This window comes from Aeromonas sp. (assembly GCF_050633025.1).
GTDB lineage: Bacteria > Pseudomonadota > Gammaproteobacteria > Enterobacterales > Aeromonadaceae > Aeromonas.
The window spans coordinates 41,490-53,814 of sequence record NZ_JBODRQ010000001.1 but is presented as its reverse complement, the minus strand read 5'-3'; the positions used below and the strand labels follow the sequence as shown (position 1 = coordinate 53,814).

General features: G+C 60.5%; 12 protein-coding genes. 5 read left to right on the top strand and 7 right to left on the bottom strand.

All coding sequences use genetic code 11. The features are described from left to right. Window positions 1-61 precede the first annotated feature (61 nt). The gene (nfuA, locus tag ACRAUW_RS00240; protein ID WP_033115597.1) at window positions 62-640 is read left to right on the top strand and encodes a Fe-S biogenesis protein NfuA; all 579 of its coding nucleotides are present in this window, start codon (window positions 62-64) and stop codon (window positions 638-640) included. A gap of 82 nt (window positions 641-722) precedes the next feature. On the opposite strand, the gene gpsA is transcribed toward nfuA, so the two are convergent. From gpsA to ACRAUW_RS00225, 3 genes are read right to left on the bottom strand one after another with little or no spacing between them, the layout of a single operon-like run. Then, window positions 723-1,727, bottom strand: coding sequence for an NAD(P)H-dependent glycerol-3-phosphate dehydrogenase (gene gpsA / locus ACRAUW_RS00235; protein ID WP_431360681.1), 1,005 nt, complete (start codon window positions 1,725-1,727; stop codon window positions 723-725). 2 nt (window positions 1,728-1,729) lie between these two features. After that, a complete protein-coding gene (gene secB, locus ACRAUW_RS00230; protein ID WP_431360680.1) occupies window positions 1,730-2,200 on the bottom strand; it encodes a protein-export chaperone SecB in 471 nt (156 codons plus the stop codon). 50 nt (window positions 2,201-2,250) lie between these two features. Then, window positions 2,251-2,682 (bottom strand): rhodanese-like domain-containing protein, encoded by a 432-nt coding sequence (locus ACRAUW_RS00225; RefSeq protein WP_431360679.1) that lies wholly within the window; start codon window positions 2,680-2,682, stop codon window positions 2,251-2,253. A gap of 246 nt (window positions 2,683-2,928) precedes the next feature. Here ACRAUW_RS00225 and gpmM point away from each other — a divergent pair, with 246 nt between their 5' ends. Both gpmM and ACRAUW_RS00215 read left to right on the top strand, forming a co-directional pair. Next, a complete protein-coding gene (gpmM, locus tag ACRAUW_RS00220; RefSeq protein ID WP_431360678.1) occupies window positions 2,929-4,458 on the top strand; it encodes a 2,3-bisphosphoglycerate-independent phosphoglycerate mutase in 1,530 nt (509 codons plus the stop codon). A 9-nt stretch (window positions 4,459-4,467) separates the two neighbouring features. Beyond that, window positions 4,468-5,874, top strand: a complete 1,407-nt coding sequence (locus ACRAUW_RS00215; RefSeq protein ID WP_431360677.1) for a peptidoglycan DD-metalloendopeptidase family protein — start codon at window positions 4,468-4,470, stop codon at window positions 5,872-5,874. 133 nt (window positions 5,875-6,007) lie between these two features. Here the strand turns inward: ACRAUW_RS00215 and ACRAUW_RS00210 are convergent, their stop codons facing one another. Beyond that, window positions 6,008-6,658 (bottom strand): Qnr family pentapeptide repeat protein, encoded by a 651-nt coding sequence (locus ACRAUW_RS00210; protein ID WP_005342664.1) that lies wholly within the window; start codon window positions 6,656-6,658, stop codon window positions 6,008-6,010. 89 nt (window positions 6,659-6,747) lie between these two features. Between ACRAUW_RS00210 and ACRAUW_RS00205 the strand changes: the two genes are divergently transcribed. After that, window positions 6,748-7,755, top strand: coding sequence for a substrate-binding domain-containing protein (locus ACRAUW_RS00205; RefSeq protein ID WP_431360676.1), 1,008 nt, complete (start codon window positions 6,748-6,750; stop codon window positions 7,753-7,755). Window positions 7,756-7,833: 78 nt separating this feature from the next. Here ACRAUW_RS00205 and ACRAUW_RS00200 read toward each other — a convergent pair whose 3' ends face one another. The 3 genes from ACRAUW_RS00200 to ACRAUW_RS00190 are packed head-to-tail and all read right to left on the bottom strand — an operon-like array spanning window position 7,834 to window position 10,787. Then, entirely contained in the window at window positions 7,834-8,475 is a 642-nt protein-coding gene (locus ACRAUW_RS00200) for a bifunctional 4-hydroxy-2-oxoglutarate aldolase/2-dehydro-3-deoxy-phosphogluconate aldolase (RefSeq protein WP_431360675.1), read from the bottom strand. Between the two features lie 9 nt (window positions 8,476-8,484). Beyond that, complete coding sequence (edd, locus tag ACRAUW_RS00195) at window positions 8,485-10,281, bottom strand: phosphogluconate dehydratase (RefSeq protein ID WP_431360674.1); 1,797 nt, start codon at window positions 10,279-10,281, stop codon at window positions 8,485-8,487. Then, window positions 10,278-10,787, bottom strand: coding sequence for a gluconokinase (locus ACRAUW_RS00190; RefSeq protein ID WP_431360673.1), 510 nt, complete (start codon window positions 10,785-10,787; stop codon window positions 10,278-10,280). Before ACRAUW_RS00190 ends, edd begins: the two co-directional genes overlap by 4 nt. A gap of 165 nt (window positions 10,788-10,952) precedes the next feature. Here ACRAUW_RS00190 and ACRAUW_RS00185 point away from each other — a divergent pair, with 165 nt between their 5' ends. Continuing rightward, window positions 10,953-12,314 (top strand): GntP family permease, encoded by a 1,362-nt coding sequence (locus tag ACRAUW_RS00185; protein ID WP_431360672.1) that lies wholly within the window; start codon window positions 10,953-10,955, stop codon window positions 12,312-12,314. The last annotated feature ends 11 nt before the right edge of the window (window positions 12,315-12,325 follow it).

The window sequence follows — 12,325 nt, the reverse complement described above, 5'->3', positions numbered from 1 at the left end:
GCCTTGCTAACCGCGTTATCATGAATACCCTAGTCGTACACTCAGGTTTATGAGGATAGTGATGATCAGCATTTCCGACGCCGCCCAGGCCCATTTCCGTAAACTGCTGGAAAAACAGCCTGATGGCACCAATATCCGGGTGTTTGTGGTCAATCCGGGAACCCAGAATGCCGAGTGTGGCGTATCGTATTGCCCGCCCGATGCCGTGGACCCGGAAGATCAACACCTGCCCTTCAGCGGCTTCGACTGCATGGTCGATCCCCTGAGCGCCCCCTTCCTGGTGGATGCCACCATCGATTTCGTGACCGATCAGATGGGCTCCCAGCTCACCCTGAAGGCGCCAAATGCCAAGATGCGCAAGGTTGCCGACGATGCACCGCTGATCGAGCGCATCGAGTACACCCTCATCTCCGAGGTGAACCCCATGCTGGCCGGTCACGGCGGTAAGGTGACCCTGACCGAGCTAACCGAGGACGGCTACGCCATCCTGCAGTTTGGCGGCGGTTGCAACGGTTGCTCCATGGTCGATTACACCCTGAAAGAGGGTATCGAGAAGCAGCTGCTGGAGAAGTTCCCGGGCGAACTCAAGGGTGTCAAAGACGCCACCGAGCACCAGCGCGGCGACCACTCTTACTACTGATTTGCTGCCCTTGTGGCAAAGACATGCGGCAAAGAAAAGGCCCCGCCATCTGGCGGGGCCTTTTGCATGGGCAATCGGCAGATTACTCGTCCTTCTTGTCTCGCGACAGCAGGGCGATGGCCGCCTCTTTCGGGTTCTTACCCTCGTAGAGCACCTTGAAGATCTGCTCGCAGATGGGCATCTCGACGCCGCAGCGGGCCGCCAGCAGATGCACCTCTTTGGTGTTGCGATACCCCTCCACCACCTGACCGATCTCGGTCATGGCGGTGTTCACATCCTTGCCAACCCCGAGCGCCAGTCCGAAGCGACGGTTGCGCGACTGGTTGTCGGTACAGGTAAGCACCAGATCCCCGAGCCCCGCCATCCCCATAAAGGTTTTGGTATCGGCACCCAGCGCCGCACCCAGACGCTGCATCTCTACCAGACCCCGGGTGATAAGCGCGGTTCTGGCATTGGCGCCAAACCCGAGCCCGTCGGAGAGACCGGCACCAATAGCGATGACGTTCTTCACCGCTCCACCCAGTTGCAGACCGACGAAGTCCGGATTGGTATAGACCCGGAACGAGCGTCCACAGTGCAGCAGGTGGGAGAGATCGTCGGCGAACTCGTCGTGAGTCGAGGCGACCGAGATGGCGGTCGGCAGACCGGCAGCCAGCTCCTTGGCGAAGGTGGGGCCGGAGATCACCGCCAGCGGTATCTCGTCACCCAGCACTTCACGGGCCACATCCTGCAGCAGACGGCCACTGTCCGGCTCCAGACCCTTGGTGGCCCAGGCGATACGGGTATCGGGGCGCAGGAAGGGTTTGATCCGGGTCAGTACATCACCAAATACATGGCTCGGCACGACCAGCAGCAGCACGGGGGCAGCCTGTACCGCACGTTGCAGATCCGCAGTCAGCTGCAGATCGGCAGGAAAAGGGACATCAGGCAAAAATGCCTTGTTGCAGCGGTCTTGTTCCAGCTCGGCGACATGGGCGGGGTCGTGACCCCACAGCAGGGTCGGATGACCATTGCGCGCCAGAGAAATGGCAAGGGCGGAGCCATAAGACCCCGCCCCCATGACCGAGATAGCGATCTGCTCAGCCATTATCAGGCTTCCGCTGTCGCCTGCTGGGCCTGTACTTGCGCCATGTGCTGGGCAAACAGGGCATCGAAGTTGACCGGTGCCAGGTTCAGCTGCGGGAAGGAACCCTTGCTCACCATGTTGGCTACGGCTTCGCGGGCATACGGGAACAGGATGTTCGGGCAGAAGGCAGCCAGGCAGTGAGCCAGTTGCGGCTCCGGCAGGTTACCGATGGTGAAGATACCGGCTTGCTGTACTTCGCACAGGAAGGCAGTTTCGGTTTCCAGTTTGCAGGTTACGGTCAGGGTCAGCACAACCTCGTACACGTTGTCAGCCAGGATGTTGGTCTTGGTATCCATATCCAGCTTGACGTCCGGCTGCCACTCTTTCTGGAAGATGTGCGGGGTATTGGGCGCTTCGAAAGAGACATCCTTGGTGTAAACACGCTGGATGTGGAATTCCGGTTGTACTTCCTGGTTGTTGATCTCGTCAGCCATTTCGTTTGATTCCTTGTTATATGGATAAGTGGGCTCAGGCCCTGCTTAAATCAGCGTTTCTTGGTTACCGGCAGATTCTCTGCACGCCATTGGGCCATGCCACCGCCGAGCACATAAACCTGCTTGAAGCCAGCTTTGCTCAGCTGACGGCCCGCGCCGCCCGCAGTCATTCCCGACTCGCACACCACTATGATGGGGGCATCTTTATGCTTTTCAACCGGGCCCAGATTATTGCTCTGGATCTGGGCCAGCGGCAGGTTCTGGGCACCGGCCAGATGCCCCTTGACGTACTCTTCCTGACTGCGAATATCCACCACGGTGGCGTTCTCGCGGTTGATCAGCAGGGTCGCGGTGTGGTTGTTGACGGTTTTTACCGGGGACAAACGGGCACGCACAGTGGTGTAAACCAGGGTGCCAGCCAGGCCCAACCAGGCTGCGGTCAGCAGCGGGTTACGGGCCGCAAAATCCAAATACTCTTGCATCTTCTACTATCCAGGGACCAAGACAAGGGCCCGAGTATACATGGGGGTATTGATAAGATCAGCCATCTTGGCGGCAAAGCGCGAGCAGGCTCCCATCATCATTGGACAGCGAGCATGGCAGGAAGGGCGTGGCTTGCGGGGCCGCGGGAACGCCCCTTGGCTATCAGGTGACTATTTCGGCAGATGTAGTAATATTACGCTAGTTTCATTTCCCGCATTTTTTCCAATCCGAGAGGACATAGTCTTATGTCAACAGCTAAGAAACCTTTGGTTCTGGTCATCATGGACGGTTGGGGCTACAGCACCAAGCAAGAGCACAACGCCGTCGCTGCCGCCAAGACTCCCAACCTCGATCGTCTGGCCCGTGACTACACCAGCACCCTGATCTCCGGCTCCGGTCTGGACGTTGGTCTGCCGGATGGCCAGATGGGCAACTCTGAAGTAGGCCACGTCAACATCGGTGCCGGTCGCATCGTCTATCAGGAGCTGACCCGCATCTCCAAAGATATTCAGGACGGCCCCTTCTTCGAGAACGTGGAGATTGCCAAGGCTGTTGACGCTGCCGTGAGCAACGGCAAAGCCGTTCACATCATGGGCCTGATGTCCCCGGGTGGCGTACACAGCCACGAAGAGCACATCATGGGCATGATCGAGATGGCCGCCAAACGTGGCGCCGAGAAGATCTACTTCCACGCCTTCCTGGATGGTCGTGACGTACCGCCGCGCTCCGCCCAGTCCTCGATCGAGCTGTTCGACGCTCTGTTTGCCAAGCTGGGCAAGGGCCGTTTCGCCTCCATGATCGGCCGTTACTTCGCCATGGACCGTGACAACCGCTGGGATCGCGTGCAGCAAGCCTATGACCTGATGACCCAGGGCAAGGGCGAATTCACCGCCGAGAGCGCCACCGAAGCGCTGGCTGCCGCCTATGCTCGCGACGAGAACGACGAGTTCGTCAAAGCCACCCGCATCGGCGAAGCTGCACCGATGATCGACGGCGATGCGCTGATTTTCATGAACTTCCGTGCCGACCGTGCCCGTGAAATCACCCGCGCCTTCGTTGACGCCGACTTCACCGGCTTCGCTCGTGCAGTTGAGCCGAAGCTGAACTTCGTGATGTTGACCGAATACGCGGCCGACATCAAAACCGCCTGTGCCTACCCGCCGACCGCTCTGGTCAACACCCTGGGTGAGTGGCTGGCCAAGCAAGGCAAGACCCAGCTGCGTATCTCCGAAACCGAGAAGTACGCTCACGTCACCTTCTTCTTCAACGGTGGCGAAGAGGCCTGCTTCACTGGCGAAGATCGCGAAATCGTCGCCAGCCCGAAAGTGGCCACCTACGACCTGCAGCCGGAGATGAGCTCCGAAGAGCTGACCGACAAGCTGGTCGGCGCCATCAAGAGCGGCAAGTACGACGTCATCATCTGTAACTACCCGAATGGCGACATGGTTGGTCACACCGGTGTGTTCGATGCCGCCGTCAAAGCCTGTGAAGCCGTTGACCACTGCATCGGTCGCGTGACCGACGCCTTGGCCGAAGTGGGTGGCGAGTGCCTGATCACTGCCGACCACGGCAACGCCGAGAAGATGATGGACGAAGAGACTGGTCAGGCTCACACCGCCCACACCAATCTGCCGGTTCCGCTCATCTATTTCGGTCGCAAAGCCGAGGTTGCTGAAGGTGGCAAACTGTCCGATCTGGCCCCCACCATGCTGACCCTGATGGGTCTGCCGGTGCCGCCGGAAATGACTGGCAAGCCCCTGATGATTCTGAAATAATCCTTCCCCATGCGGGGATGCGAAGTTATTTCACCAAAAACCAGTCGCGTCGGCCTGTTGGCCGGCGCGCTGTTTTTTTGCCTGTCGTTTGGCGCCAGCAAACCGGTTTTGGCCGCCAATCAGCAGCTGGGCGCCATGCAGTCCCAGATCAAGGAACAACAGCAGACCATCAAGCTCAGCAAGCAGGAGCTGGCCAAGCTCAACGCCCAGCTCAAAACTGACGAGCAGGCCATCTCGGCCGCTGCCGCCAAACTCAACCAGACCAGGCAGCAGTTGAAGCAGAACCAGCAGACGCTGGCGACCCTGCAAAAAGACAAGCTGGCGCTGGAAGTTCAAGCCAAACATCAAAAGCAGTTGCTGGCCAAGCAGGCGGAGAGCGCCTTTCAGGCAGGCAACCACGATTACCTCAAACTGCTGCTCAATCAGCAGGATCCGGCCAAACTGAGCCGCTCCCTCGACTACTACGACTACCTCAACAAGGCCCGTATCGAGGCCATCGATGCCCTGCGCGCCACCCGCGACAAGCTGGCGAAAAACCAGCAGGCTACCAAAGAGACCGAAACCAGACTGAAGACCCTGCTTACCGAACAGCAGGAGCATCACCAGACCCTGCTGACCAGCCAGCAGAGCCGGGCCAAGGTACGCAACCAGTTGCAGCAGTCGGTACAGGATGACGAGCAGAAGCTCACCAAGCTGGTCAAGGCAGAGAAGGCGCTCAAGGCCCGACTGGAAGAGCTTCGCCGCCAGCGGGAAGAGAAGGAGCGCCGTGAACGGGCCGAGCGGGAGCGACTTGCCAAGATCAAGGCCGAGCAAGAACGCCAGCGACGGCTGGAAGCACAACGTCTGGCCGCGGAGCAGAAGCGACTCGCAGAGCAACAACGTATTGCAGCCCAGAAACGGCAGGTTGACGAACAGCAACGGCTCACAGCCCAGCAGCAGAGAGTCACCGAGCAACAGGAGAGGGTCGCCGAGCAGCAGGCAGCGGCACGCAAGAGTGCCCAGGCGAGCAGCAACGGTTACAGCGGCCTTAAGACCAATGGCAGCCTGCGCTGGCCGGTACAGGGGCCGATCCTCATCGCCTACGGTTCGCCGCGCACCGCCGAGCTCAAGTGGAAAGGCACCCTGATCGGCGCCAGCGAGGGAACCCAGGTCAAGGCGGTTGCACCGGGACAAGTGGTCTACGCCGACTGGCTCGACGGCTTCGGCATGCTGTTGGTGATCGACCACGGTAAAGGCTATATGAGCCTCTACGGTCACAATCAGTCGCTGCTGCGACAGGTTGGCCAGAATGTGGAACAGGGTGAACCGGTGGCACTGGTCGGTGACAGCGGCGGTCAGGACAGACCGGGCCTCTACTTCGAAATTCGCTATCAGGGCGAGGCGATCAATCCGACCAAATGGCTAGCCAAGGGTTGAGTTAACCCGGCCGACAAGCGCGTCACACGCTCACTAGCAAAAGCCTGCATCACGCAGGCTTTTGTCATTTCAGGAGCATAGCCCCCCACTGTCGGTCCCATTTGATGAAAAATTACCTAATTTTTCGCTCGGCTCAGGGGAAGACAACCAGACCGATCTGCTCCAGCAAGGTCTGCTGCTGATCCTCGTTGATCTGTACTCCCTGCAGATCGACCCGGCGCAGATCCAGCCCCGGCAGATCGCACTGGCGCAGATCGCAGCCCTGCAGCTTGAAGCTGGTCCAGTCAATCTGGCCAAACTCGGAGCCGCTAAGATCGGAACCCGCCAGCGAGGCACCAAACAGGTTGGCCCCCTGCCAGCGGTTGCCGGTCAACTCGCACTTCTCCAGCAGACAACCCTCGAAGCTGGCGTAGCTGAAGTTGTTGCCAGTCAGATGGGCCTCGCAGAAGTAGCTTTTGGCGGTGATCTGGTTGGCGAAGCTGGCGTGGCCGAAGTTGATACCGACCGCCTGACAGTCGCGCAGCTCCAACCCCAGACACTGGCTGCGGCTGCAATCAGCCATGGTGAGATCGCAGCGCAGAAAGCTGGCCTCGCGCAGATCGCAACCCTGCAACAGGCAGCCCCGTTCACTCTCCCGATCGTAGAAGCTGCAGTCAATGAAACGGCTATCGCTCAGATCCAGCCAGGAGAAGTTGCAGCCGATAAAGCGGCACTCCGAGAACTGCTCCCCCTCCACATCCTGTTGCTCGAACCGGACATCCACAAACTGCTTGCCTCTGATCATCGGAAAACTCCTGCAAAAATGGCTTCATATGCTGACTTTATCCGCCAAAAACGGTAATGTTACATGTAACATCCACGCTGGACACCCCTATGATCCCCACCCGCAAACGCCGCCCCACCCTGCAAGATATCGCCGACCAGACCGGCGTGACCAAGATGACTGTCAGCCGCTATCTGCGCGACCCGCAGACCGTGGCGGAGGGGACCCGCGAGCGGATCGCCGCGGTGGTGGAAGAGCTGGGTTATATCCCCAACCGGGCGCCGGATATTCTCTCCAACGCGACCAGCAAGGCGATCGGCATCCTGATCCCCTCCCTCTCCAACCAGGTCTTTTCGGCGGTGATCCACGGCATCGAGTCGGTGACCCGACCAGCTGGCTACCAGACCCTGCTGGCCCACTACGGCTATAGCCCGGAACGGGAAGAGGAGCAGGTGGCCTCCCTGCTCTCCTACAACGTTGATGGCCTCATTCTCTCCGACTGCCAGCATACCGAGCGCACCCGCAAGATGATCGCCACCGCAGGCATTCCGGTGGTGGAGACCATGGACCTGCCCGATGATCCCATCGACATGGTGGTTGGCATGGACCACAAGGCTGCAGCTCGGGCCATGGTAACAGAGATGCTGCGTCGGGGCCGACGCAAGGTGGTCTATCTGGGGGCGCGACTCGATGTACGCACCCGGCTGCGGATGGAGGGGTACTATCAGGCGATGGACGCGTTCGGCCTCACCGGCCAGCATCTGCTGACCGAGCAATCCTCCACCTTTACCCTCGGCGGCGAGCTGCTGGATCTGGCACTGGTGCGCTATCCCGACCTGGACGGCCTGTTCTGTACCAACGATGACCTGGCGGTCGGTGCTCTGTTGCAGTGTCAAGCCAAGTGGATCCCGGTGCCCCAGCAGATCGCCATCGCTGGCAGCCACTCTCTCGACATCGGTCATGCCATGACCCCCAAACTGGCCAGCATCGTCACCCCGCGGGAGGGGATCGGCCGGGAAGCCGCCGCCATGCTGCTCGCTCGCCTCAGCGGCCAGCCACTGGCCGAGCGCTGCAAGGATATGGGCTTCTCCCTTTATGAGGGTGAAAGTCTTGGCTAAGGGTCATCCCCCGCTGACACGCCAGAACAACAGAGGCCACCCGAAGGTGGCCTCTGTTGTTTTCTGCACGACTGGCGCTTAGCGTTGCACCATCTCGACCGCTTCGCGGGAGAGGCGAGTCACCTCTTCCCAGTTGCCGCTCTTGACCGCATCGGCCGGCAGCATCCAGGAGCCGCCGACGGTGGCGACGCACTTGAGCGCCAGATAGTCAGCCACGTTCTTCGGGCCGATACCGCCGGTGGGGCAGAACTTCACCTGGGGCAACGGCGCGGCAATGGCGGAGAGCGCCTTGGTGCCGCCATTCGCTTCGGCCGGGAAGAACTTCAGATGGTCATAGCCCGCTTCCAGCGCCTGCATCACTTCAGACGGAGTAGCCACACCCGGGATCAGCGGTGCAGTGCTCTTGGCCGCGTGGGCCAGCAGGGCCGGGGTCATCCCCGGGGAGATGACGAAACGGGCACCGGCAGCAACGGCTGCGTCAAACTGCTCGCAGTTGAGCACGGTACCGGCACCGACCATGGCATCCGGCATCGCCTTGGCGATAAGGGCGATGGCATCGAGCGCCACCGGGGTGCGCAGGGTGATTTCGAACACCGAGATGCCGCCGTCGAGCAGCGCCTTGGCCATCGGCAGGGCCTGATCCAGCTCATTGATAACCATCACGGGTACCAGCGGGGAGGCGGCAAACACCTCGGCCGGGGTCACTTTCCAGTTCTGCATAGCTCTTCCTTATTCAAAGATGGTGGCGCCACACTCGGCGCTCGATACCGCGCGACGCATCACGCTGAACAGTTCACGGCCCCACCCCTCTTGTTCCGAAGTGAGGTCAATCTCGGCCTGGGTACGGCCACTCAAATCGGTCAGGCAGTCGAGGCTGCCGTTTACCGCGTCAACCCGCAGCAGGTCGCCATCGGCAAGCAGGCCGATGGCCCCGCCGTGCAGCGCTTCCGGGGTGACGTGGATGGCGGCCGGGATCTTGCCGGAGGCACCGGAGAGACGGCCATCGGTAACCAGCGCCAGCTTGTAGCCTGCCTTCTGCAGGTTGCCGAGCACCGGCATCAGCTTGTGCAGCTCCGGCATGCCGTTGGCGGCCGGGCCATTGTGACGCACCACGATGACGGCATCCTGATTGAGATCGCCCGCCTTGTAGGCCGCTTCCACCGCATGTTGGGAGGAGAAGACACGCGCTGGCGCTTCAATCACCCGATACTCGGGAGCCACGGCGGAGACCTTGACCACGGCGCGGCCCAGATTGCCCGCCAGCAGCTTGGTGCCGCCAGTGGCCTGGAATACGCTGCCGGAAGGCGACAACACGCTCGCATCGCCGCTCTCGCCGACCGGCTGCCATACCAGCTGGCCATCGACCAGTACCGGACGGCTGAGGTAATCCTGCATCTCGCCAAAGACCGGAGTGGCATCCATGTGGATCAGCCCCTCTTCGGCCAGACGGCGCATCAGGCCGGGCACGCCGCCCGCCTGTTCGAAGGCGTTCACGTCGGCCGGGCCGTTCGGGTACATGCGAACCAGCAGCGGCACCACGTCGGAGAGATCGCTGATGTCATCCCAGGTCAGTACCAGACCGGCCGCGCGGGCCAGCGCCACCATGTGGATGCTGTGGTTGGTGCTGCCGCCGGAGGCGAGCAGGGCCACCAGACCGTTGACCAACGAGCGCTCATCCAGCACCTCGCTCAACGGGCGATAGGCCGGGGAACCCGGGATCATGGCGCTGATGCGGCGTGCCGCCTCAATGGTCAGGGCATGGCGCAGCTCGCTGTGCGGGTGCACAAAAGCGGAGCCCGGCAGCATCAGGCCCATGGCCTCGAATACCAGCTGGTTGGTGTTGGCGGTGCCGTAGAAGGTGCAGGTGCCTGCCGCGTGGTAGGCGCCGCACTCCATCTCCAGCAGGGCATCGCGACCCACTTCACCGGCAGCGTACTTCTGACGCACCTTCACCTTCTCGTCGTTGCTGATGCCGCTCGCCATCGGGCCAGCAGGAACAAATGCAGTCGGCAGGTGAGCGTGGGAGAGGGCCCCCATGATCTGACCCGGGGCGATCTTGTCGCAGATACCGAGCAGCAGGGTCGCATCAAAGGTGTTGTGAGAGAGCGACAGCGCGGTGGCCTGAGCGATCAGGTCGCGGGAGAAGAGGGACATGTCCATCCCCGGCTGACCCTGAGTCACGCCGTCGCACATGGCGGGCACGCCGCCAGCAACCTGAGCACTGTGGCCCAGTTCGGCCAGCGCGCCCTTGATGATATCCGGATAGCCCTGATAGGGCTGATGGGCACTCAGCATGTCGTTGTAGGCGGTGACGATGCCGACGTTGGCGCGGGTCATGTCGAGGATGCGACCCTTCTCGTCACTGCTGCAGGCGGCCACGGCGTGGGCCAGGTTGCCGCAGGCCAGTGCGGCGCGGGTCTTGCCCTGCTCGGCCTGACGCTGGATGCGGGCCATAAAGGCCTGACGGCGGGCGGCACTGCGCTCGCGGATGCGGGCAGTGACATCGGAAATTACCTTATGAATCATTGGGCTTGCTCCAATGCTGTGACGGCGCGGTCAACCACCTGTTCGAAGGTGCCGTCTATATCAATGTGGAATACACCGGCTTCGCCATCCGGGCGCTCCAGAGTATCGAACTGACTTTGTACCATGCTTTCGCGCATGAAGTGGCCCTTGCGGGCACGCATCCGCTCGAGGATCAGCGGCTGGCTGCCGTCGAGGAAGATGAAGCTGACCGACTCGTTGCCTTCGCGGATCTGGTCGCGGTAATTCTTTTTGAGAGCGGAACAGACGATGATGCCGGTCTCGTTCTTCTGCTCGAGACTGTAGGCGGCGTCGCGGATCCGCTCCAGCCAGGGGGCACGATCCTCATCGTTGAGGGGGTTGCCGCCAGCCATCTTCTGGATGTTGGCCTTGGGGTGCAGGTCATCACCATCGATGAACTTGGCGCCCAGCGCTTCGGCCACTTTCAGACCCACGCTGGATTTGCCGCTACCACACACACCCATCACGATAATGCACTTACCCGCCATAATTTGACCTCTGTCCCACTTTTCAAAAAACCAGCTGTTGATGGGTTCTAATCTAACACGTTACCGGTAACATGTTACCGGTAACGTTGCGCAATGTGAAGTGGAGCACAGAAATGTGCATAACAACAATCGGTATTATTTGAGGACACATTTATGGACGGAGCAATGAACACGCCAGATGTAACCTATCTGCTCTCGGTTGCAGTAGGGGCAATCGTCATGTTGCTAATGCTCATCATGCGGTTCAAGGTTCACGCCTTCGTGGCATTGACCCTGGTGAGTCTGCTGACAGCATTGGCTACCGGCGTCACCTATGATCAAGTGATCCCCACCATGCTAACCGGCTTCGGCGGCACGCTCGCCTCGGTGGCACTACTGGTCGGATTGGGCGCCATGATTGGCCGAATCCTGGAGATGACGGGGGGTGCCAAGGTTCTGGCCGATACCCTGATAAACCGCTTCGGATCTCACCGCGCGCCCTTCGCGCTCGGTGTGGCCTCCCTGCTATTCGGCTTCCCGATCTTCTTCGACGCCGGCCTCATCGTCATGCTGCCCATCATCTTCAGCGTGGCGAAGCAGTTTGGCGGCTCCGTCCTCAAATATGCTCTCCCCTCCGCCGGTGCCTTTGCGGTGATGCACGCCTTCCTGCCACCACACCCAGGCCCAGTGGCCGCCAGCGAACTGCTGGGTGCCAACATTGGTCTGCTGACTGTCGTGGGTCTACTGGTCGCGCTGCCCACCTGGTACATAGGCGCCTACCTATTCGGGCTCTGGTCCGGCAAGAAGTTTGACCTCCCCCTGCCCCCGAGCTTTACTGCCAACGCCGAGCAGGAAGCTGACAAGGCCCCCAGCTTCAGCCAAGTGATTTCCATCCTGCTGCTGCCGCTACTGCTGATCTTCATGGATACCGGCCTCAATACCTTGGGTACCATGGGAGTCATCGACAAGGGAGCGGACTGGGTCAACGTGCTACGCATGATTGGCAAGACCCCGGTGGCCCTGCTAATAACCGTGATCTACGCCCTCTTTATGTTCCGCCAGGCTCAGGGCAAGGTACAGCTCGAAAAGTTCTGCAACGATGCATTAGCCCCCGTCTGTGCCGTCATTCTGGTAACAGGTGCCGGTGGCATGTTCGGTGGGGTGCTGCGTGCGAGCGGCATCGGCACCGCGCTTGCTGATGTCCTCTCCGACACCGGCATGCCAGTAATCCTTGCCGCCTTCCTTGTTTCTGCCGCTCTGCGGGTTGCTCAAGGCTCGGCTACCGTAGCGCTGACTACCACAGCTGCGCTGATGGCGCCGACCATAGCTGCTACCACAGGACTAAGCGAGCTTGATCTTACCTTTATCGTCATCGCCATCGCAGGCGGAGCGACCGTACTTTCCCACTTTAACGACTCTGGTTTCTGGCTGGTCAGTCGCTTTCTCAACATGGACGAGAAGACAACCCTTAAAACCTGGACCGTCATGGAAACACTACTTGGTACCATAGCCTTCCTCATTGTGGCGTTGGCCAGCATGCTTTTCTAAATGACTAGTTA

Excerpts from the sequence above, each read along its gene's own strand:
- nfuA (WP_033115597.1), top strand. The coding sequence starts at position 62 with ATGATCAGCATTTCCGACGCCGCCCAGGCCCATTTCCGTAAACTGCTG.
- gpsA (WP_431360681.1), bottom strand. The coding sequence starts at position 1,727 with ATGGCTGAGCAGATCGCTATCTCGGTCATGGGGGCGGGGTCTTATGGC.
- secB (WP_431360680.1), bottom strand. The coding sequence starts at position 2,200 with ATGGCTGACGAGATCAACAACCAGGAAGTACAACCGGAATTCCACATC.
- ACRAUW_RS00225 (WP_431360679.1), bottom strand. The coding sequence starts at position 2,682 with ATGCAAGAGTATTTGGATTTTGCGGCCCGTAACCCGCTGCTGACCGCA.
- gpmM (WP_431360678.1), top strand. The coding sequence starts at position 2,929 with ATGTCAACAGCTAAGAAACCTTTGGTTCTGGTCATCATGGACGGTTGG.
- ACRAUW_RS00215 (WP_431360677.1), top strand. The coding sequence starts at position 4,468 with ATGCGGGGATGCGAAGTTATTTCACCAAAAACCAGTCGCGTCGGCCTG.
- ACRAUW_RS00210 (WP_005342664.1), bottom strand. The coding sequence starts at position 6,658 with ATGATCAGAGGCAAGCAGTTTGTGGATGTCCGGTTCGAGCAACAGGAT.
- ACRAUW_RS00205 (WP_431360676.1), top strand. The coding sequence starts at position 6,748 with ATGATCCCCACCCGCAAACGCCGCCCCACCCTGCAAGATATCGCCGAC.
- ACRAUW_RS00200 (WP_431360675.1), bottom strand. The coding sequence starts at position 8,475 with ATGCAGAACTGGAAAGTGACCCCGGCCGAGGTGTTTGCCGCCTCCCCG.
- edd (WP_431360674.1), bottom strand. The coding sequence starts at position 10,281 with ATGATTCATAAGGTAATTTCCGATGTCACTGCCCGCATCCGCGAGCGC.
- ACRAUW_RS00190 (WP_431360673.1), bottom strand. The coding sequence starts at position 10,787 with ATGGCGGGTAAGTGCATTATCGTGATGGGTGTGTGTGGTAGCGGCAAA.
- ACRAUW_RS00185 (WP_431360672.1), top strand. The coding sequence starts at position 10,953 with ATGAACACGCCAGATGTAACCTATCTGCTCTCGGTTGCAGTAGGGGCA.